Annotated in this window: 17 protein-coding genes; 8 read left to right on the forward strand and 9 right to left on the reverse strand. The window is 71.4% G+C overall.

What is annotated here, in order from left to right; translation table 11 throughout:
• Nucleotides 1-66: 66 nt before the first annotated feature.
• Both ACYVJ0_RS02925 and ACYVJ0_RS02930 read left to right on the forward strand, forming a co-directional pair.
• Entirely contained in the window at nucleotides 67-1,443 is a 1,377-nt protein-coding gene (locus ACYVJ0_RS02925; RefSeq protein ID WP_460815877.1) for a glycosyltransferase, read from the forward strand.
• A gap of 70 nt (nucleotides 1,444-1,513) precedes the next feature.
• Nucleotides 1,514-1,873 carry a helix-turn-helix domain-containing protein gene (locus ACYVJ0_RS02930; RefSeq protein ID WP_460815879.1) on the forward strand — a complete coding sequence of 120 codons (360 nt, stop codon included), beginning with the start codon at nucleotides 1,514-1,516 and terminating at the stop codon, nucleotides 1,871-1,873.
• A gap of 36 nt (nucleotides 1,874-1,909) precedes the next feature.
• Here ACYVJ0_RS02930 and ACYVJ0_RS02935 read toward each other — a convergent pair whose 3' ends face one another.
• The 3 genes from ACYVJ0_RS02935 to ACYVJ0_RS02945 form a co-directional block, all read right to left on the reverse strand.
• Entirely contained in the window at nucleotides 1,910-2,500 is a 591-nt protein-coding gene (locus tag ACYVJ0_RS02935; RefSeq protein ID WP_460815880.1) for a ClpP family protease, read from the reverse strand.
• The gene (locus tag ACYVJ0_RS02940) at nucleotides 2,497-3,138 is read right to left on the reverse strand and encodes a ClpP family protease (RefSeq protein WP_460815881.1); all 642 of its coding nucleotides are present in this window, start codon (nucleotides 3,136-3,138) and stop codon (nucleotides 2,497-2,499) included. The genes ACYVJ0_RS02935 and ACYVJ0_RS02940 overlap by 4 nt, the downstream gene beginning before the upstream one ends.
• A 126-nt stretch (nucleotides 3,139-3,264) precedes the next feature.
• Nucleotides 3,265-4,188, reverse strand: coding sequence for a Bax inhibitor-1/YccA family protein (locus ACYVJ0_RS02945; protein WP_460815883.1), 924 nt, complete (start codon nucleotides 4,186-4,188; stop codon nucleotides 3,265-3,267).
• A gap of 190 nt (nucleotides 4,189-4,378) precedes the next feature.
• Between ACYVJ0_RS02945 and ACYVJ0_RS02950 the strand changes: the two genes are divergently transcribed.
• Nucleotides 4,379-5,386: a glycerophosphodiester phosphodiesterase family protein gene (locus ACYVJ0_RS02950; RefSeq protein ID WP_460815885.1), complete on the forward strand. Its 1,008-nt coding sequence runs from the start codon at nucleotides 4,379-4,381 to the stop codon at nucleotides 5,384-5,386.
• 9 nt (nucleotides 5,387-5,395) lie between these two features.
• On the opposite strand, the gene ACYVJ0_RS02955 is transcribed toward ACYVJ0_RS02950, so the two are convergent.
• Nucleotides 5,396-6,097, reverse strand: a complete 702-nt coding sequence (locus ACYVJ0_RS02955; protein WP_460815887.1) for a GntR family transcriptional regulator — start codon at nucleotides 6,095-6,097, stop codon at nucleotides 5,396-5,398.
• A 155-nt stretch (nucleotides 6,098-6,252) separates the two neighbouring features.
• Here ACYVJ0_RS02955 and ACYVJ0_RS02960 point away from each other — a divergent pair, with 155 nt between their 5' ends.
• From ACYVJ0_RS02960 to ligD, 3 genes are read left to right on the forward strand one after another with little or no spacing between them, the layout of a single operon-like run.
• A complete protein-coding gene (locus tag ACYVJ0_RS02960; RefSeq protein ID WP_460815888.1) occupies nucleotides 6,253-8,652 on the forward strand; it encodes an ATP-dependent helicase in 2,400 nt (799 codons plus the stop codon).
• Nucleotides 8,653-8,703: 51 nt separating this feature from the next.
• Nucleotides 8,704-9,858, forward strand: a complete 1,155-nt coding sequence (locus tag ACYVJ0_RS02965; protein WP_460815890.1) for an SseB family protein — start codon at nucleotides 8,704-8,706, stop codon at nucleotides 9,856-9,858.
• Between the two features lie 52 nt (nucleotides 9,859-9,910).
• Complete coding sequence (ligD, locus tag ACYVJ0_RS02970; RefSeq protein WP_460815892.1) at nucleotides 9,911-10,918, forward strand: non-homologous end-joining DNA ligase; 1,008 nt, start codon at nucleotides 9,911-9,913, stop codon at nucleotides 10,916-10,918.
• A gap of 14 nt (nucleotides 10,919-10,932) precedes the next feature.
• On the opposite strand, the gene ACYVJ0_RS02975 is transcribed toward ligD, so the two are convergent.
• Both ACYVJ0_RS02975 and ACYVJ0_RS02980 read right to left on the reverse strand, forming a co-directional pair.
• Nucleotides 10,933-11,964, reverse strand: coding sequence for a DUF2510 domain-containing protein (locus ACYVJ0_RS02975; RefSeq protein WP_460815894.1), 1,032 nt, complete (start codon nucleotides 11,962-11,964; stop codon nucleotides 10,933-10,935).
• 120 nt (nucleotides 11,965-12,084) lie between these two features.
• Entirely contained in the window at nucleotides 12,085-12,603 is a 519-nt protein-coding gene (locus tag ACYVJ0_RS02980; RefSeq protein WP_460815896.1) for an ATP-dependent zinc protease family protein, read from the reverse strand.
• A 38-nt stretch (nucleotides 12,604-12,641) separates the two neighbouring features.
• On the opposite strand from ACYVJ0_RS02980, the gene ACYVJ0_RS02985 reads away from it, so the two are divergent.
• Nucleotides 12,642-13,850 (forward strand): RimK family alpha-L-glutamate ligase, encoded by a 1,209-nt coding sequence (locus ACYVJ0_RS02985; RefSeq protein ID WP_460815898.1) that lies wholly within the window; start codon nucleotides 12,642-12,644, stop codon nucleotides 13,848-13,850.
• Between the two features lie 173 nt (nucleotides 13,851-14,023).
• Here the strand turns inward: ACYVJ0_RS02985 and ACYVJ0_RS02990 are convergent, their stop codons facing one another.
• Nucleotides 14,024-14,512 (reverse strand): hypothetical protein, encoded by a 489-nt coding sequence (locus ACYVJ0_RS02990; RefSeq protein ID WP_460815900.1) that lies wholly within the window; start codon nucleotides 14,510-14,512, stop codon nucleotides 14,024-14,026.
• On the opposite strand from ACYVJ0_RS02990, the gene ACYVJ0_RS02995 reads away from it, so the two are divergent.
• Nucleotides 14,511-15,647, forward strand: coding sequence for an ATP-dependent DNA ligase (locus tag ACYVJ0_RS02995; RefSeq protein WP_460815902.1), 1,137 nt, complete (start codon nucleotides 14,511-14,513; stop codon nucleotides 15,645-15,647). The two genes, ACYVJ0_RS02990 and ACYVJ0_RS02995, sit on opposite strands and share 2 nt — an antisense overlap.
• Before the next feature lie 36 nt (nucleotides 15,648-15,683).
• Here ACYVJ0_RS02995 and ACYVJ0_RS03000 read toward each other — a convergent pair whose 3' ends face one another.
• Both ACYVJ0_RS03000 and trxA read right to left on the reverse strand, forming a co-directional pair.
• The gene (locus ACYVJ0_RS03000) at nucleotides 15,684-17,096 is read right to left on the reverse strand and encodes an MBL fold metallo-hydrolase (RefSeq protein ID WP_460815904.1); all 1,413 of its coding nucleotides are present in this window, start codon (nucleotides 17,094-17,096) and stop codon (nucleotides 15,684-15,686) included.
• A 184-nt stretch (nucleotides 17,097-17,280) separates the two neighbouring features.
• The gene (trxA, locus tag ACYVJ0_RS03005; protein WP_055988450.1) at nucleotides 17,281-17,643 is read right to left on the reverse strand and encodes a thioredoxin; all 363 of its coding nucleotides are present in this window, start codon (nucleotides 17,641-17,643) and stop codon (nucleotides 17,281-17,283) included.
• Nucleotides 17,644-17,654: the final 11 nt, after the last annotated feature.

Raw genomic sequence — 17,654 nt, forward strand, 5'->3', positions numbered from 1 at the left:
CCGAGACAGCGGCGTGACGACGCTGTCTCGGCGCGGGAAAGCTGTCTCGCGGGAGAGGATGGGGGCGTGAACGATCTCGTGCCGCCGGCCGTGTACCTGCTCGTGGCCGGGCGGGTGGATCCGCGGCTCGACGCCGGGTTCGCCGTCGCCGTGATGCGGCGCGCGCGCGACCTGCGGTGGGCCGGCGGGGAGTCGCTCGTGCTCACCGTCAACGTCGCGACGCGGGAGGGGAACGACCGGATCCGGGACGAGTGGGCGCGGCGGGGCCTCATCGACGACGGCCGCGCGTTCCGCAATGTGTACGACGACCTGCGCGCCGACCGGTCCTGGCTGCTCGGGGCCGCGCGGCCGCTGCCGGCACCGGAGTCCGGTTTCGCCGAGAATCTCGTGCGCGACGACGCGGGCGCGCCGCTGGTGGGGCTGCCGGTCGTGACGGGCGACCCCGCCTGGATGCGCAGCGACGCGGCCGTCACCGTGTACGACGATGCGGGGGAGCCCGCCGGCTGGCTGCCGGGCTTCGGCGCGCTGTACCGGGTGTGGCTCAACCGGATGGCGCGCGAGGCGGCGACCGCGACCGGCCTCGTGCCCGTGGTCGTGTGCGAGGCGCGACAGATCGGCGAGGTGCTCGTCGCCGACGCCGCCCCGGCGCTCGACGCCGACCTGCGGATCGTGCACGAGACGCACGCCAACCACACCCTGCCCCCGCACACCTGGGACGCGCCGATGGCCGACGCCTGGGCGAGCTGGCTCGGCACCGCCCACCGATACGACGCCGTCACGTGGCTGACGCCCAGCCAGCGCGCCGACGTGGAGCGGCGCTTCGGGCCGGACGTCGCCCGCTCGTTCGTGGCGCCGCATCCCGCGCCGCCGGTCACGCGCTCGGACGAGCCGCGCGAGCCCGGCCGCGTGGCGATGCTCAACTCGCTGTCGCCGCGCAAGCGCGTCGACCACGCGCTGCGCGCGCTCGCCCTCGTCCGCGCGGACGTGCCGCACGCGCACCTGCACGTGCACGGCGACGGGCCCGAGCGCGAGATGCTGGAGGCGCTCGCGGCGGAGCTCGGCATCGCCGACGCCGTGACGTGGCACGGCTACGACCCCGACCCGCTGCCGGCGCTCGGCCGCGCGCAGGCGCTGCTGCTCACGAGCACGAACGAGGCGCAGGGCCTCGTCGTCGTCGAGGCCCTCGCGCACGGCGTGCCCGTCGTCGCCTACGACATTCCGTACGGCCCGCGCGACATGCTCGCCCACGGCGGCGGCACGGTCGTGCCGGACGGCGACATCCCCGCGCTCGCCGGTGCCCTCCGCGCGATCCTCACGGCTCCGGACCGCGCCGCCCTCGAGGAGGAGGCCTACGCCTCGGCCGAGGCGCAGGGCTTCGAGCCGTCGCTGCGGGCGTTCGGCGACGCCGTGCGCGCCGCGCTTTCGGGACCGCCGCGGCGCTGAGCGGGATCCGCCGTTCTGCCGTGAGCGGAACGGGCTGTGCGGGCCGCGCGGCGCCGCCTACCGTGTGGACATGGCCGAGCCGATCCCGTTCCCTGCCCCCGATGCCCGCCGCGCCCCGCGGATCGATCCGCTGTGGCGCCATCTGGTGGGGGAGCAGCTGCGCCGCCGACGCCATGAGCGCGGCGAGACGCTCGCCGACGTCGCCGCGCGGGCGGGCGTCTCGGTGCAGTACCTGTCGGAGGTCGAGCGCGGGCTCAAGGAGCCCTCGAGCGAGATCCTCTCGGCCGTCGTCGGTGCGCTGGGCGGCTCGCTGCTCGATCTGACCAGCGGCGTCGCCGATCAGCTGCGTGCGACGGCCCCGGCGGCCGCGCCCGCCGCCCCGGCCCGCGCCGCGGCGCCGACCCGAGCGGTCCTCGCGCTCGCCGCCTGAGCCGCGCTCTCCGCCCGAGCCGGGCCGGCCCGCGCCTCACGCGCGCGGCTCCAGCACGCGGTCGGCCAGCCCGTACGCCACGGCACCGGCCGCCGTGAAGACGCGGTCGTGGTCGGTGTCGCGGCGCAGCTCGGCCGCCTCGCGCCCCGTGTGGTGCGCCAGGATCCGCTCGAGGTCGCCGCGCACCCGCACGAGCTCGTCGGCGTGGACGATGAGATCGGGCACGGCGCCGCGGCTCTGCGCCGCCGGCTGATGCAGCACGACGCGCGCGTGGGGCAGCACGGCCCGCTTGCCCGCGGCGCCCGCCGCCAGCAGCATCGCCCCCACGCCCACCGCCTGGCCCACGCACGTCGTCGCGACGTCGGGCCGGATGTACCGGATCGTGTCGTACACCCCCAGCGCGGCCGCCGGGTCGCCGCCCTCGCAGTTGATGTAGAGCTGCACCTCGCGGTCGGGCCCGTCGGCCTCGAGGTGCAGCAGCTGCGCGATGAGCGCGTTGGCCACGCCGGCGTCGATGCACGTGCCGAGGTAGACGACCCGCTCGCTCAGCAGGTGCGAGTAGACGTCCATGATCCGCTCGCCGCGGGCGTCGCGCGTGATCACGTTGGGGATCGTGTAGCCGCTCATCGGGCGCCCTCCTCGTCGTTGGCGCCGAGATCCGCCCCGAGCCCGAGGGGCCGCCGCCGGCGCGGCATGATGTCGTCGAAGTCGCTCACGATCGCGTCGATGAAGCCGTACTCGAGCGCCTCCTGCGCCGAGTACCAGTGGTCGTGCAGCGAGTCCTCGAACACGCGCTCCACCGGCTGCCCCGTGTCCTCCGCGATCAGGCCCAGCACGGTGTCGCGCATCTGGCGCAGGTCCTCGGCCTGCACCTCCACGTCCACGGCGGTGCCGCCGATGCCCGCCGAGCCCTGGTGCAGCAGCACCTTGGCGTGCGGCAGCGCGCGCCGCTTGCCCCTCGCGCCCGCCGAGAGTAGGAACTGCCCCGCGCTGTAGGCCATGCCCAGGTCGAGCGTCGCCACGTCGCACGGCACGAGCCGCATGACGTCGCGGATCGCGAGCATCGACGGCACGGAGCCGCCGGGGGAGTGGATCCACAGGGCGATGTCGCCGGCCGGATCCTCGGCCGCCAGCGCCACCAGCTGCGTGGCGAGCAGGGTGCCGTTGTCGTCGTCGAGCGGACCGTCGAGCACGAGCACGCGGTGGTGATAGAGCTCGCGCCGGGCGTCTGCGGTGAACCGGGGGACGGTGCTGTCTTCTGCCATGTGCCCAGCGTGCGCCGCCCGCGCCGGCCGCGTGCGGGAATCCGCCCCGGGCGGATCAGCCCTCGGCGGATCCCGGAGACGACGAAGGCCGCCCCCGAGGGGACGGCCTTCGCGGAGAGCGGCGACTCAGTCGTTGCCGCGCAGGATCGCGATGATGCGCAGGATCTCGATGTACAGCCACACGACGGTGACCATGATGCCGAAGGCGCCCATCCAGCCGTACTTGCGGGGGGCGCCGTTGCGCACGCCCTGCTGGATCATGTCGAAGTCCAGCACGAGCGAGTACGCCGCCATGAAGACGACGAGGATGCCGATGATGAGGCCGAGCGGGATGCCCATGAACTCAGCCGAGCGCAGGCCCCACGGGTCGGTGTTCACGCCGGTCCACATCAGGACGACGTTGAGCAGCGAGAAGACCAGGTAGCCGATCATCGCGATCATGAAGATCTTCGTCGCCTTCGCCGAGGCGCGGACCTTGCCGCTCGCGAAGAGAGCGAGCGTGACGCCGACGACGGAGACGGTCGCGAGCGTCGCCTGGAAGACGATGCCCGGCCAGATGGCCTCGAAGAACGCCGAGATGCCGCCGACGAAGAGGCCCTCGAACGCGGCGTACGCGAAGATGAGCGGGACGCTGGGCTGCTTCTTGAACGAGTTGACGAGTCCGAGCACGAAGCCGCCGAGCGCGCCCACGATCCACGGCACGAAGCTCACGGCGCCGACGGCCTGCGGGTTGAGGCTGCCGCCGAGCGTCCACACCCAGCCGATGGCGGCGAACACGAGCATCGCGCCGAAGAGCACGACCGTCTTGATGACGGTGTCCTCGACGGTCATGCGTCCGGTCTCGAGCGAGCCGGCGGTGGGGGCGGCGTACGCGCCCTCCATACGGGCCTGGGCGGCGGCGTCCACGCCCATGTGCGAGAACTGCCCGGCCTGCACGGCGCCGGCGTTCGGCTGCTGCTGCGCCACGGGCGGCTGCAGGGGCGTTCCGTAACCGCCCTGCCGCGACTGCGGCGCCTGGAACACGGGGTTGTTGAATCCGGGGCTGGCCATGATCGGTCACACTCCAAGGTCTCGTTCGGCGCCGGCCGCGGCGCCTTCCTTCCACAGTAATGGCGATCCCTATGGCGCGCCTGGGGCTTCGGGGATTTCGCCCACGGCGCAACGGGCTTCGGGGGTTTTCCCCACCGCGCGCTTCTCCGCGGCGCCCGCGCGCGGAGGCGCCCGGATTAGCCTGGGGACCATGTCGCCTCGTCCGCCGCTCGTCGTCGCGCACCGCGGCGCGTCCGGGTACCGGCCCGAGCACTCGCCGTCGGCGTACGAGCTGGCGTTCGAGATGGGCTGCGACGCCGTCGAGCCCGACGTCGTCGCCACGCGCGACGGCGTGCTCGTGGTGCGGCACGAGAACGAGATCTCGGGCACCACAGACGTGGCGGACCGCCCCGAGTTCGCGGATCGCCGCACCACGAAGACGGTGGACGGCGCGCGGCTGACGGGCTGGTTCACCGAGGACTTCACGTGGGGGGAGCTGGCGACGCTGCGGTGCCGGGAGCGCATCCCGCAGCTGCGCCCCGCGAGCGCGAGCTTCGACGACTCGCAGCCGATGCTGCGCCTCACCGACCTGCTCGAGCTGACCGCACGCGCCTCGCTCGCGCACGGCCGGGAGATCGCGGTCGTGCTCGAGGTGAAGCACGCCACGTACTTCACCTCCGTCGGGCTCGACCTCGTGCCGCTCATCCTCCGCGACCTGCGCGCCGCGGGCTGGGACGACGGGCGCCGGCCGCTCGTGGTGGAGTCGTTCGAATCCACGGTGCTCACGCGCCTGCGCGAGGCCGGGCTCACGGCGTCGTTCGTCTACCTGCTCGAGGCGAAGGGCAGCCCGGCCGACCTCGTCGCGGCGCACGGCGCGGACGCGCCGACGTACGCGGCGACGGCACGCCCGGAGGGACTGGACCGCCTGGTGGGGCGGGTGGACGGCATCAGCGTGGACAAGAGGATGATCCTCGCGCCGGACCGGCGCGGGCGCGCCACGGGGCCCTCGTCCGTCGTCGCCGACGCGCACGCGCGCGGTCTGCGCGTGTACACGTGGACCTGCCGACCGGAGAACGCGTTCCTCGTGGGCGAGTTCCGCTCCGGCGGGGGGAAGGCGGCGTTCGGCGACTACGAGGCCGAGTGGCGGATCATCCGCGACAGCGGTGTGGACGGCGTCTTCGTCGACCACACGGATCTCGGCGTCGCGTTCTTCCGCTGATCCGCGCGCTCAGCCGGCGGGCGTGGGAGCGTCGTCCAGGCGGAAGACGCTCCGGATGATCCCCTCCGAGCCGGACGCGTCGCGCCGCTCGAGCGCGTCCGCCAGACGGTCGAACGCCTCGGCGATCGCCGAGGGCGTCTGGATGAGGCGCGGCCTGCCGCGCTGGGCGCGCCGCAGGACGATCCACGCGTCGCGGTAGGCGCGCATGAACACGGGATTGCCGCAGCAGTCGACCAGGCGGGAGTACAGGGCGCCGGCCGCGTCGTAGATCGCGAACACGGATTCGAGCGGCGGTTCGATGGAGTCGGCGGACGGCGTGGACCGGCACAGGGACGCGGTCTCGCGAGCGAGGTCGACCGTCTGCCGCAGCTCCTCATCGGGCATGCGCGCCGCCATCCGCACCGCGATGCCCACCTGATAGCCGAGGTACTCCATCGCCGCGTCGACGTCCTCTCCGGAGATCTCGGTGACGCGCGTGAACCGGCTGGCGGACATCTCCACGAGGCCGAGTCGCTCCAGCCGCTGCAGCGCCTCGCGCACCGGCATGCGCGAGACGCCGAGCTCCGCGGCGATGTCGACATCGCGGATCCGCTCGCCCGGCTGCAGGCGCCCCTCGACGATCGCATCGCCGATCCGCTCGAACACGGCGTCGCCCAGACGCTGGGTTTCGGGCTCCAGCGGACCCATCGCCGGCGGCATGCGCGTGCTCATCCCTCGACGGTATCGCCCCGCGATATGCCGCAACCCGTGAATCGGGTGGTATCCCGGCCGCGCGCGGCTTCCCCGGGGTCGCGAGGTGCCGGCCGTGCGCCGGATTCGGCGCCGCGGGCGGCTGCGTCGGTGCCCGAACCTAGACTTGAGGGGACATGTCAGACGCCTCCTCGCCCCTCATCGTTCGCGGATCCGGCCCGGCCGGCGACCCGCTGCTGGACGGCCTCAACCCGCAGCAGCGCGAGGCGGTGGAGTACCGCGGACCCGCGCTGCTCATCGTCGCGGGTGCGGGATCGGGCAAGACGAGCGTGCTGACCCGCCGCATCGCGTCGCTGCTGCGCTCGCGCGAGGCGTGGCCGTCGCAGATCCTCGCCATCACGTTCACGAACAAGGCCGCGCAGGAGATGCGCGAGCGCGTCGAGCAGCTGGTGGGCGACAGCGCCCGCGGCATGTGGATCTCGACGTTCCACTCGGCGTGCGTGCGCATCCTGCGCCGCGAGGCCGAGCAGTTCGGCTTCACGAAGGCGTTCACGATCTACGACTCGGGCGACTCGCGCGCCCTCATCAAGCGGCTCGTCAAGGAGCACGAGGCCGACGCGCTCGGCCTGACCCCCGCCGCGGTGCAGTCGAAGATCTCGAAGCTCAAGAACGAGCTGTCCGACGCCGACGCGTACGCCCGCACGGTGAGCCACGACGATCCCGCCGAGCGCGTGTTCATCGACGTCTTCCGCGACTACGAGCGGCAGCTGCGCCGGGCCAACGCGTTCGACTTCGACGACCTCATCGCGCAGACGGTGTACCTGTTCCGCGCCTTCCCACAGGTGGCCGACGTCTACCGCAAGCGGTTCCGGCACATCCTCGTCGACGAGTACCAGGACACGAACCACGCGCAGTACGCGCTCATCCATGAGCTCACGCGCCCGATCCAGTCGTCGCAGGACGTCGGGGGCGGCATGCTCGCGCTCATGGACGAGGGAGAGGCGGCGTCGCTCACGGTGGTGGGCGACTCGGATCAGTCGATCTACGCGTTCCGCGGCGCCGACATCCGCAACATCAGCGAGTTCGAGCGCGACTTCCCCGGCGCCAAGGTGGTGCTGCTCGAGCAGAACTACCGCTCGACCCAGAACATCCTCGACGCGGCCAATGCGGTGATCGCGAACAACTTCGACCGCAAGGCGAAGAGCCTGTGGACCGACGCCGGCACGGGCGAGAAGGTCGTCGGCTTCACGGGGTACTCGCAGCACGACGAGGCGCAGTTCGTCGCCGACGAGATCGAGGCGCTGCACCGCGCCGGCGCCGCCTACGGCGACATCGCGGTGTTCTACCGCACCAACTCGCAGTCCCGCGCGCTCGAGGAGATCTTCATCCGCGCCGCCGTGCCCTACAAGATCATGGGCGGCACCAAGTTCTACGAGCGCGCCGAGATCAAGGACGCGCTGGCGTACCTCGTCGCCGTGGCGAACCCCGCCGACGAGATGGCCGTGCGGCGCATCCTGAACAAGCCCAAGCGCGGCATCGGCGGGGTCACCGAGACGGGGATCGCGCAGTTCGCCGCCGACCACGACATCACGTTCCGCGACGCCCTCTCGAACGCGGCGGAGCTGGGCGTGGGGCCCAAGCTGCAGGCCGCGATCGCCCACCTCGACGCCGTGCTGCGCGAGGCGACCGAGATCATGCTGCCCGCCTCGGGCGAGGCGGCACCGCCCACGGCGGTGACCGAGGGGTTGCAGCTGCTGCTGAACAAGTCGGGCTACTACGACGCGCTGCGCGCCTCGCGCGACCCGCAGGACGAGGCCCGCGTCGAGAACCTCGACGAGCTCGTGGCCGTGACGCGCGAGTTCGCGCGCAACAACCCCGAGGGCACGCTGCTCGACTTCCTCACCGAGGTCGCGCTCGTGGCCGACAGCGACGACCTCGACGACGAGTCCGGATCGGTGTCGCTCATGACGCTGCACACGGCCAAGGGCCTCGAGTTCGACCACGTGTTCCTCACGGGCGTGGAGGAGGACCTCATCCCGCACCGGATCTCGGCCGGCGAGCCGGGCGGGCCGCAGGAGGAGCGGCGCCTGTTCTACGTCGGCATCACGCGCGCCCGCAAGCGGCTGTACCTGTCGCTGGCGATGACGCGCGCGCAGTTCGGCGAGGTGTCGGTGGCGATGCCCAGTCGGTTCCTGCAGGAGATCCCGGCCCACCTCATCGACTGGCGCCAGTCGCCCGGCGACGTGAACGGGCGCGGCGGCACGCAGTCGCGCGCGCTGAACGCGCGCCGCCCCACCGGTGGGGACCGGTGGGGCGCGAAGCCGCTGCCGGCCGGCGGCGGGCTGAAGCCGAAGTCCACGGCGATGGATCGGTTCCCCGGGCTCGTCACGAACAAGGTGCGCGACAACGGCGACCTCGAGCTGGCGCCCGGCGACCGCATCCGGCACGACGACTTCGGCGAGGGGCGCGTCGACGCCGTCACGGGCGAGGGCGCCAAGCGCATCGCCCACGTGCGGTTCGACACGGCCGGGGCGAAGAAGCTGCTCATCAAGGTCGCGCCCATCGCGAAGCTCTGAGGCGGCGGGGAGCGCGCCGCGCGCGTCACCCATGCCACGTACGCTGGGCGCATGGGCCTGTTCTCACGCAAGAAGAAGGACGACCGCGACCCGAGGAAGGACGAGGCGGTCGAGGCGAGCGAGACGGAACGCCCGGAGGGCGACGCCGCGCGGTCGGCCGCCGACGCGTCCCTGGCCCCCGCCGACGCCCCACCGGCCCCCGCGGACACCCCGAACGTGAGCATCTCGATGTCGTCGTTCACGGGACTCGGCGGCACCGGCGCCCCCGTCGAGCCGCCCGCGCCCCGCGACGGCAGCCCGCGCGCCGATCCGTTCGTCGCGCGCGCCGCGGCCGACCCGCGCATTCGCATGCAGGCCACGCCCCGCTCGAACGCGCGCCCCGGGTTGCCGTTCGCGCCCGCGGCGCCGCCGACGGAGCACGAGACCGTGCCCGGCCTGCGCGACAACGCGCTCGTGCGCGACGCGCTCGCGGCGCTGCCCGACAAGCCCTCGGGCGCCCAGGTGCTGGGCGTCGTCCGCCAGGCGATGCAGGGCAACCTCTACCTGCGCGTGCAGGGCGACGCGCGTCAGCAGCTCGCCGACGGTGGGCAGATCACCTTCGGTGTCGCGCACGCCGGCGACAAGGACTACATGCTCGCCTACAGCTCGGGCCGCGCGCTGCGCGAGGCCGTCACGGCCGACGGCGACACGCAGACCTCCGCGATCGGCCAGCCGGTCGCCGCGCTGGTGCGGCACCTGCTCGAGGGCACCTACGCGGGCCTCATCCTCGACAACCAGTCGCCGCGCCGCGCCGTATTGCCCCGCCAGGTGCTCGAGAAGGCCTTCGCCGAGGCCGATCCGCAGGCGCGCGTCAAGTCGCTGCTCGCCGAGCCGCGGCAGGCCGACACGCCGCACCGTCTCGCCACCCTGCTGGCGGAGCGCCCGCCGTTGTGGGTGGCGGTCGGGCCCTCGCAGAACGACAGCGAGAAGCTCGGGATCGCGGAGGCGCGCCTGGCCGACGGCACCCGGCTGCTGCAGGTGTTCTCGCACCCGCTCGAGATCGCGGCGCTCGGCCGCGACGAGAAGGCGCTGCCCCTGGCCGTCGAGAAGATCGCGCGGGCCCTGCGCGACAACCCGCAGGTGGGCGGCATCATCATCGATCCCGCCGGTCCGCTCATGACCCTCACGCGCGAGGAGCTCGCCCCGGTTCTGGCCCTGGCCGACTGACCCCGGCGTCAAGCCCTTTCGCCGGCGCGGGCCCGACCCCTAGCCTCGGGGCATGGCGTCGGAGCGGATCACACTGGAGGCCGGCGGGCGGGAGGTCTCGCTGTCGAGCCCCGGCCGCGTGCTGTGGCCCGAGGCGGGCATCACCAAGCGCGAGCTGGCGGAGTACCTCATCGCCGTGGCCGATCCGTTCCTCGCCCACAACGGCGGGCGGCCGGTGTCGCTGGAGCGCTTCCCCGAGTCGATCGAGGGCGAGAGCTTCTTCTCCAAGAACCCGCCCAAGGGCGCGCCCGACTACGTCGAGGCGGTCACCGTCACGTACAACAGCGGCCGCCGTCACCCGCAGCTGGTGCTCACCGAACCGGCCGCCGTCGTGTGGGCGGCGCAGATGAACACCGTCGTGTTCCATCCCTGGGCCTCGCGGGCGAGCGACACGGACCGGCCGGTCGAGCTGCGCATCGACCTCGACCCGCAGCCGGGCACCGACTTCGCCGACGCCGTGCGGGCCGCCCACGGCCTGCGCGAGGTGCTGCACGAGGCGGGACTGGAGCCGTGGCTCAAGACGAGCGGCAATCGCGGCCTGCACGTGTTCTGCCCGATCGTGCCGGAGTGGGAGTTCCTCGACGTGCGGCACGCGGTCATCGCCGCGGGCCGCGAGCTCGAGCGCCGGATGCCGGATCGCGTCACGACGAGCTGGTGGAAGGAGGAGCGCGGAGAGCGCATCTTCGTGGACTTCAACCAGGCCAATCGCGACCGCACGATGGCCGGCGCCTACAGCCCGCGCCCCCTGCCGGCGGCCACCGTGTCGACGCCGGTGACGTGGGAGGAGCTGGACGGCCTCGAGCCGCACGAGTTCACGATCCGCACCGTGCCCCGCCGCCTCGAGGAGGTCGGCGATCCGTGGGCCGGGATCGACGAGAGCCCGGCCCGGATCGACACCCTGCTGGAGTGGTGGGAGCGGGACCTCGCCGACGGGCTCGGCGAGCTGCCCTTCCCTCCCGACTTCCCGAAGATGCCAGGCGAGCCGCCGCGGGTCCAGCCGAGCCGGGCGAAGAAGGAGTGACGGGCGGGCCCGGGTCACTCGCTGGTGGTGACCACCACGAGCATGTAGTCCAGGCCGGGGAAGCGCGACTCGAGCTCCTGCAGCTCCTCATCGCTCATCTGCTCCTTGGCCGCCTCGAACTCCATGCCGATCGCCATCGTCATGGCCGTCGTCTCGCTCGTGATGAGCGAGGCCATGTCGCCCTCGATCCACATGCCCATGCCGCCGGTGTCCTCGCCACCGAGCGCCGCGAGCGCGCCGAGGTCGGACCATCCGGCCGCCTCGAACGTGTCGGCGACGGACGCGGGGTCGACGGCGCCGTCCGAGCTCAGCGCGATGGTCATCTCGCCCGTCGCGGGCGAGCCCAGCGCGCCTTCGATCTCGCCCGACGCGGTGTACACGCAGGCGTCGCCGAACAGGGACTGGATCTCGTCCGGCGAGAGCGCGGAGGCGTCGGCGAGCTCGGCCGCCGAGACGCCCTCCGCGCCGCCGGATTCGGTGAGCCCGTCGAAGAGGGCCGCGTCGGGGGTGGGGCAGCCGCCCGCGCCGCCCAGCCCGCCGAACAGCACGACGCCGCCCCAGACGGCGGCGCCGGCGACGACCACGGCGCCCGCGACGATGCCCGCGATCGCGCCCTTGCCGAGGCCCTTCTTCCGCCCGGGGGCCGGCGCGGTGCCCGCGAACGCCGGGGCGGCGGTGTCGTACGCCGATGCCTGGCCGTGCGGTGCTCCGGCTGCGGCGGGCGCCTGCCCGTACCCGGGCGCGGCCGCGGGCACGTCGCCGGACGGGGCCTGGCCGTACGCGGCGGGCTGGCCGGTGGCGGCGAACTGCTGGGGGGACGGGATGCCGGGAACGCCCGCCTCGGGCGCCTGTGCCGCGGGCTGCTGCCACGCCGCGGGCTGCTGTGCCGCGGGCTGCTGCGGCGCGGCCGGCTGCGGCGGTGCGGGCTGTGCCGGCGCGGCGGGCTGGTAGTGCTCGGTCCACTGCGCGCCGTCCCAGTAGCGCAGCTGACCGGTGCGCTCGCTCGGGTACCAGCCGGCAGGCGTCGAAGGCGTGTTCGTGCTCATGAGAGTCCCCCCTGTGGTGATGTCGCTGCCACGCTATCGAGCGCGGGCCGGCTCACACCGCCTCACGAGGAGAACCGATACCGATCCGATGCGGAGATCGGTTGCGGAACGGCTCCGCGTTCAGGGTGCGTCCTGCTGCGGTTCCGCGTCATCGGTGCTGCGGTTGGCGCGGCGCACGGCCTTGGGCGGCCTGCCGCCCAGGTAGGACTGATGCGCGTCGACGAGGAAGCCCTTGCGCAGCAGCTCGCGCCCGATGAGCATGCGGAAGCCCATGGCGTCGCGGCGGCTGAGGGTGACCTCGGCGCGGATCACCTCATCGAGCAGGCGCACGTCCATGAGCACGACGTAGCGCTTCTGCGAGTGGCCCGACGAGCTGCGCACCCTGCGGCGGTCGTGCACGGGAAGCTCCAGCGTGACGGCGTCGGCCGAGCTGCGCTGCCAGGGGTGCACCTCGAAGCGCACCCACGGCTGGCCGTCGCGCGTGAACTCCTTGAGCCCGAAGGCGTGCAGCGACGAGGTCTGCGCGCCCGTGTCGACCTTGGCCTTGAGCCACTCCACGCCCGTTCCGGGCAGACTTACCCATTCGCGCCAGCCGACGAGGCGCGAGGGTGGATGATGGGAGCGGGGCACGGCAACCATCAAACCGCACCGTCCGTCCGAATCCTGGGAATCACCACGTGAGAATCGCCATCCTCTCCCGCGCGCCGCGCAGCTACAGCACCCAGCGACTGCGCGCCGCCGCGCTCGATCGCGGCCACGAGGTGAAGGTGCTCAACACCCTGCGCTTCGCGATCGACCTGTCGGGAGACGACCCCGATCTGCAGTACCGCGGCAAGCGGCTGCGCGACTACGACGCGATCGTGCCGCGCATCGGCAACTCCATCACGTACTACGGCACGGCCGTCGTGCGGCAGTTCGAGCAGATGGACGTGTACACGCCCAACACCGCCGGCGGCATCTCGAACTCGCGCGACAAGCTGCGCGCCAACCAGATCCTCTCCCGCCACGGCATCGCGATGCCCGCCACCGCGTTCGTGCGCGACCGCGCCGACGTGATCCCGGCGATCGAGCGCGTCGGCGGCGCCCCCGTCGTCATCAAGCTCATCGAGGGCACGCAGGGGATCGGCGTCATCCTGGCCCCCGACAACAAGGTGGCCGAGGCGATCATCGAGACGCTGCAGTCCGCGCGCCAGAACGTGCTCATCCAGCGCTTCGTGAAGGAGTCGAGGGGCCGCGACATCCGCGCGCTCGTCGTGGGCGACCGGGTCGTTGCGGCGATGCGGCGCTCCGCGAGCGGCGACGAGTTCCGCTCCAACGTGCACCGCGGCGGCTCGGTCGAGCGCGTCGAGCTGGATGAGGAGTACGAGCGCACGGCCGTGCGGGCGGCGCAGATCATGGGGCTCAAGGTGGCGGGCGTCGACATGCTCGAGGGGGCGGAGGGCCCCCTCGTCATGGAGGTGAACTCCTCGCCGGGCCTGCAGGGCATCGAGACGGCCACGCGGCTCGACGTGGCGGGCGCGATCATCGACTACATCGCGGGCCAGGTGGCGTTCCCGCACATCGACGTGCGCGAGCGGCTCGCCGTCTCGACCGGCTACGGCGTGGCCGAGATCGTCGTGCACGGCGATGCGGAGTTCGTCGGCAAGACGCTGCGCGAGTCGGGGCTGTGGCAGCGCGACATCTCGGTGCTCACGCTGCACCGCGGCTCGTCGGTCATCCCGAATCCGCCCGGCCGCCTCGTGCTCGAGGCCGAGGACCGGCTGCTGTGCTGGGGCAAGGTCGACGAGATGCGCGCGCTCATCCCCGAGCGGCCCAAGCGCCGCCCGCGCGTGAAGCGCCTGCCCAAGATCGACCCGGAGTGGATGAGCACGCCCCCGTCCCGCTGATCCGCCCCCTCTCAGCGAGACAGCATCTGTGCGCCGAGACAGCGGCGTCTGCACACTGTGAAGTCTCAGGACTTAGTGGACGGTTGAGTCTCAGGACATAGTGGGCGCTTTGTGCGGGGGTGGGGTGCGGTCGATTTGGGTGGCGTGAACCGCCCTGGGTTCTGTTCCGATCGCTATGTGAGCGCCGGGGCGGCTTCTCGTGATTGATAGTAGGTGGCTTCGACCTCGGCTGGGGTGGCGTAGTCGAGGGCTTCATCGAACGGCGTCGGGGCGCGCGACCCGAGGGCGAGTTCCGACAGGCGACGGAGGCGGAGTGGGGCGACTTCGAGCAGCACTTCCTGCTGCGCAAGGTCGCGCTCGGCGACTGTCACCGGCCGTACGCGACGCCGTGCGTGCACGAAAGCGCGTGCGCGAAATGCCGCTTCCTGGACGTGGACCCGCGACAGAGCCCGCGCCTTGAAGAGATGGCGGTCAACGCCGAGGGACGTCTCGAGGAAGCCAGACGGCACGTCTGGCTCGGCGAGGTAGCCGCCCTCGAGGAGAGCTTGGTGCACATCCGTCGACGCCGAGACGAGGCTCTTGCCAAGCAGCGCGCCAGCGAAGCGGTTCCGGGCAGCTGAGTATCGCGACGAAAGCTGCAGATGCGGCCAGGATGTTTCCATGGACCTGCCAGTGATGCCGCCCGTAGCGCCGATGCTCGCTAAAGCGGTCCCGTCGATCCCCGATCTGGGGCACGTCGAGCCCAAATGGGATGGATTCAGGACCATAGTCTTCCGCGACGGCGACGAGATCATCCTTGGCAGCCGCAACGAGAAGCCCATGACCCGCTATTTCCCCGAGCTGGTCGAGGCACTGAAGAACACGACGCCCGAACGGTGCGTGCTGGACGGAGAGATCGTCATCATCCGCGGTGAGCGGTTGGACTTCGATCTGCTGCAGCAACGCATTCACCCTGCAGCCAGCCGCGTCAAGCTTCTCGCTGCGCAATCGCCGGCATCCTTCATCGCGTTCGACCTCCTCGCCGAGGAGGACGACGACCTCATGGCGCTTCCTTTTGGAGAGCGCCGTCAGCGGCTCGAGGATGCGCTCGTCGATGCCGACGCTCCCATCCACCTGACCCCGAAGACGTCCGAGCTCTCCCGCGCGCAGGACTGGTTCACCCGGTTCGAGGGCGCTGGATTGGATGGTGTCGTCGCCAAGCCGCTCGATGCCGTGTACCAGCCGGATAAGCGAGTGATGTTCAAGGTGAAGCACGAGCGCACAGCCGACTGCGTGGTCGCCGGTTACAGGCTTCACAAGAGCTCGACACCGAGCAAGCCGCTCCTCGGGTCACTCCTGCTCGGACTGTACGACGGCGGGCGACTCCAACATGTTGGCGTCTCCGCTTCGTTCACGACAGCGCGGCGGGCGGCGCTGATCGAGGAACTGAAGCACCTGGAGGCCGGCACGGACGACCATCCGTGGGTGCAGCCCGGCGCTGCTGGAACTGCGACGGAAGACCGGATGCCGGGCACTCAAAGCCGGTGGAGCCAGGGCAAAGACCTCTCCTTCGTCCCGCTTCGCCCCGAACTGGTCGTCGAAGTGGCGTACGACCACATGCAGGGAGACCGGTTCCGACACACGGCCAGGTTCCGGCGGTGGCGTCCGGACCGAGACCCGACGACATGCACGTACGAGCAGCTCGAGAAGCCGGTCGATTTTCGCCTCACGGAGGTGCTTAACACCACCTGGCTATGTCAACCGGATACGAGACCGTTGTGTCGGTCTGATTCGAGACCACCTCGGGCGCGGCGTTGACCATCATCCGAGTTCATCGAGGTCCCACCGCGGGAGTCAGGCGGCCGGTCGGGTTGCGTCGGGTAGCGCCGACCATGCGGCGTAGCTGCCCTCTAGTTCGGCGATGTCGTAGCCGGCCCGCCGCAGGGCACTCGCGGTGACGCTGTTGCGGACACCGCTCTGGCAGTAAGTCACGATGGTGCCGGTCTCAGGCAGTCCGTCGGTGTGCCACATGACGCGACCGCCGGACATCTGGTCGGCGCCGGGGATGTGGCCGGCGGCGAACTCCGTCCGGTTGCGCACATCCAGCAGAAGCGCGCGATCGATCTGACCGAGCCGATCCGGCGCGACAGTCTTGGGACGCACCAATGAAAGACCCTCGATGGTCGTGATGAAGCCTTGTACGTTGTCGATGCCGACCCGGATGAGGTGGTCGCGGATCCGCTCTGCGGCGGCCCGGGAGTCGGCCAGCAACACGAGGGGCCGGAACTCGGTTTCGGGGTCGTAGACCCACGATCCGTAGGTGGCCGCTTTGGCTTCGCCCGGCACGTTCAGCGAACGCGCGACCGTTCCTTCGTGCACCTGACTGTGATGACGGGTGTCGACGAAGATCACCCGATCCTCTGCCAGGGCGACGAGCAGCTCGGCTGTCGTGTACTCGCTCAGCGTCGGCAACTCTCCGATCACGGCCGGTCCCACACGATTCTGTGTCTTCATCCGCGCGAAGTAGGCGTGGGCATCGGGCTGGTCGCTCAGCAGCGCCTCGACGAAGCCCTGCTCGTCGTCGTTGGCGAGGTACGAACCCCACCAGGAGAAGCGACGCTCGTACCCGACCGTGGAGGCGGCGATCGCTCCCAGCGCCTTTCCGCAGGCGGATCCGGCTCCGTGCGCGGGAAGCACCTGCACGTAGTCGGGAAGTGTGAGGAAGTGATCGCGCAGGCTCGCGAACAGTGCGTGGGCGCCTGCGAAGCGGGTGTCTACGCCTCCGGCTGCCTCGTCGAGCAGGTCGGGCCGGCCGACGTCTCCGACGAAGACGAAGTCGCCCGTGAGCATGTAGCCGGGTTCGTTGGTCTGAGCGCCGTCGGTGATGAGGAAGGACAGGTGCTCGGGAGTGTGTCCGGGGGTGTGAACGGCTTCCAGCGTGACGTTCCCCAGCGTGATCTGGTGACCGTGCTTCATGCGCACGGCGGTGTCGAAGCCTGCCCCATACGTCCAGTCCGGGCCGCCCTCGTCGGATACGTACGCGGTCGCGCCGGTGTGCGCAGCGAGCTCGCGCGTGCCGGACAGGTAGTCGGCATGGATGTGCGTCTCGGTCACTGCGACGATGCGCATGCCGTGCTTGCCGGCGAGATCCAGATAAGCGCCGATATCGCGTCGTGGGTCCACCACGACGGCCTCGCCGCTGCGCTGGCAGCCGATCAGGTAGCTGGCCTGTGCGAGGTCTTCGTCGTAGATGCGCTCAAGCAGCATCGCGATCGCTCCTTTCCTCGTGATCCGTGATCAGTTGCATGAGCAGCGCTCGTTCTCGGGGACTCCTGCGAGGGCCTGCTCGATGTGCTGGCCGCAGCCGTCCCACGTGGGCTTGCCGCACGCAGGGCAGATGATTCGTGCGCACATGGTGTTCCTTTCGGGGCTCTTAGTCTGTGCGAGTTGGTTAGGCGGTGCGCTGCGCGAGCTGCCGGTGAACCTCGTCCATGTCGAGTTCACGCGCCTTCTGGATCAGCAGCTCGAGTTGCGGTGTCGGGAGCGCGCCGGGCTGGGAGTACACGAGCACTCCGTCGCGGAACACCATGAGCGTCGGGATCGAGGTGATGCGGTTAGCCGCCGAGAGTTCAGGCTCAGCCTCGGTGTCGACCTTTGCGAACACCACGTCGCGGTGGCGGTTCGAGGCGGACTCGAACACGGGCGCGAAGGCGCGGCACGGGCCGCACCAGGCAGCCCAGAAGTCCACGAGCACGATGCCGGTGGCGGTGACGGTGCTCTCGAACGTCTCAGCAGTCAGGTTCTTTGTAGGCATGCGCGTCCTCC

The sequence above is a fragment of the Microbacterium petrolearium genome (genome assembly GCF_054782875.1).

What these genes read in the sequence shown, in the direction of transcription:
- ACYVJ0_RS02930 (WP_460815879.1), top strand. Translation starts at nt 1,514, where the DNA reads ATGGCCGAGCCGATCCCGTTCCCTGCCCCCGATGCCCGCCGCGCCCCG.
- ACYVJ0_RS02935 (WP_460815880.1), bottom strand. Translation starts at nt 2,500, where the DNA reads ATGAGCGGCTACACGATCCCCAACGTGATCACGCGCGACGCCCGCGGC.
- ACYVJ0_RS02940 (WP_460815881.1), bottom strand. Translation starts at nt 3,138, where the DNA reads ATGGCAGAAGACAGCACCGTCCCCCGGTTCACCGCAGACGCCCGGCGC.
- ACYVJ0_RS02945 (WP_460815883.1), bottom strand. Translation starts at nt 4,188, where the DNA reads ATGGCCAGCCCCGGATTCAACAACCCCGTGTTCCAGGCGCCGCAGTCG.
- ACYVJ0_RS02950 (WP_460815885.1), top strand. Translation starts at nt 4,379, where the DNA reads ATGTCGCCTCGTCCGCCGCTCGTCGTCGCGCACCGCGGCGCGTCCGGG.
- ACYVJ0_RS02955 (WP_460815887.1), bottom strand. Translation starts at nt 6,097, where the DNA reads ATGAGCACGCGCATGCCGCCGGCGATGGGTCCGCTGGAGCCCGAAACC.
- ACYVJ0_RS02960 (WP_460815888.1), top strand. Translation starts at nt 6,253, where the DNA reads ATGTCAGACGCCTCCTCGCCCCTCATCGTTCGCGGATCCGGCCCGGCC.
- ACYVJ0_RS02965 (WP_460815890.1), top strand. Translation starts at nt 8,704, where the DNA reads ATGGGCCTGTTCTCACGCAAGAAGAAGGACGACCGCGACCCGAGGAAG.
- ligD (WP_460815892.1), top strand. Translation starts at nt 9,911, where the DNA reads ATGGCGTCGGAGCGGATCACACTGGAGGCCGGCGGGCGGGAGGTCTCG.
- ACYVJ0_RS02975 (WP_460815894.1), bottom strand. Translation starts at nt 11,964, where the DNA reads ATGAGCACGAACACGCCTTCGACGCCTGCCGGCTGGTACCCGAGCGAG.
- ACYVJ0_RS02980 (WP_460815896.1), bottom strand. Translation starts at nt 12,603, where the DNA reads ATGGTTGCCGTGCCCCGCTCCCATCATCCACCCTCGCGCCTCGTCGGC.
- ACYVJ0_RS02995 (WP_460815902.1), top strand. Translation starts at nt 14,511, where the DNA reads ATGGACCTGCCAGTGATGCCGCCCGTAGCGCCGATGCTCGCTAAAGCG.
- ACYVJ0_RS02990 (WP_460815900.1), bottom strand. Translation starts at nt 14,512, where the DNA reads ATGGAAACATCCTGGCCGCATCTGCAGCTTTCGTCGCGATACTCAGCT.
- ACYVJ0_RS03000 (WP_460815904.1), bottom strand. Translation starts at nt 17,096, where the DNA reads ATGCTGCTTGAGCGCATCTACGACGAAGACCTCGCACAGGCCAGCTAC.
- trxA (WP_055988450.1), bottom strand. Translation starts at nt 17,643, where the DNA reads ATGCCTACAAAGAACCTGACTGCTGAGACGTTCGAGAGCACCGTCACC.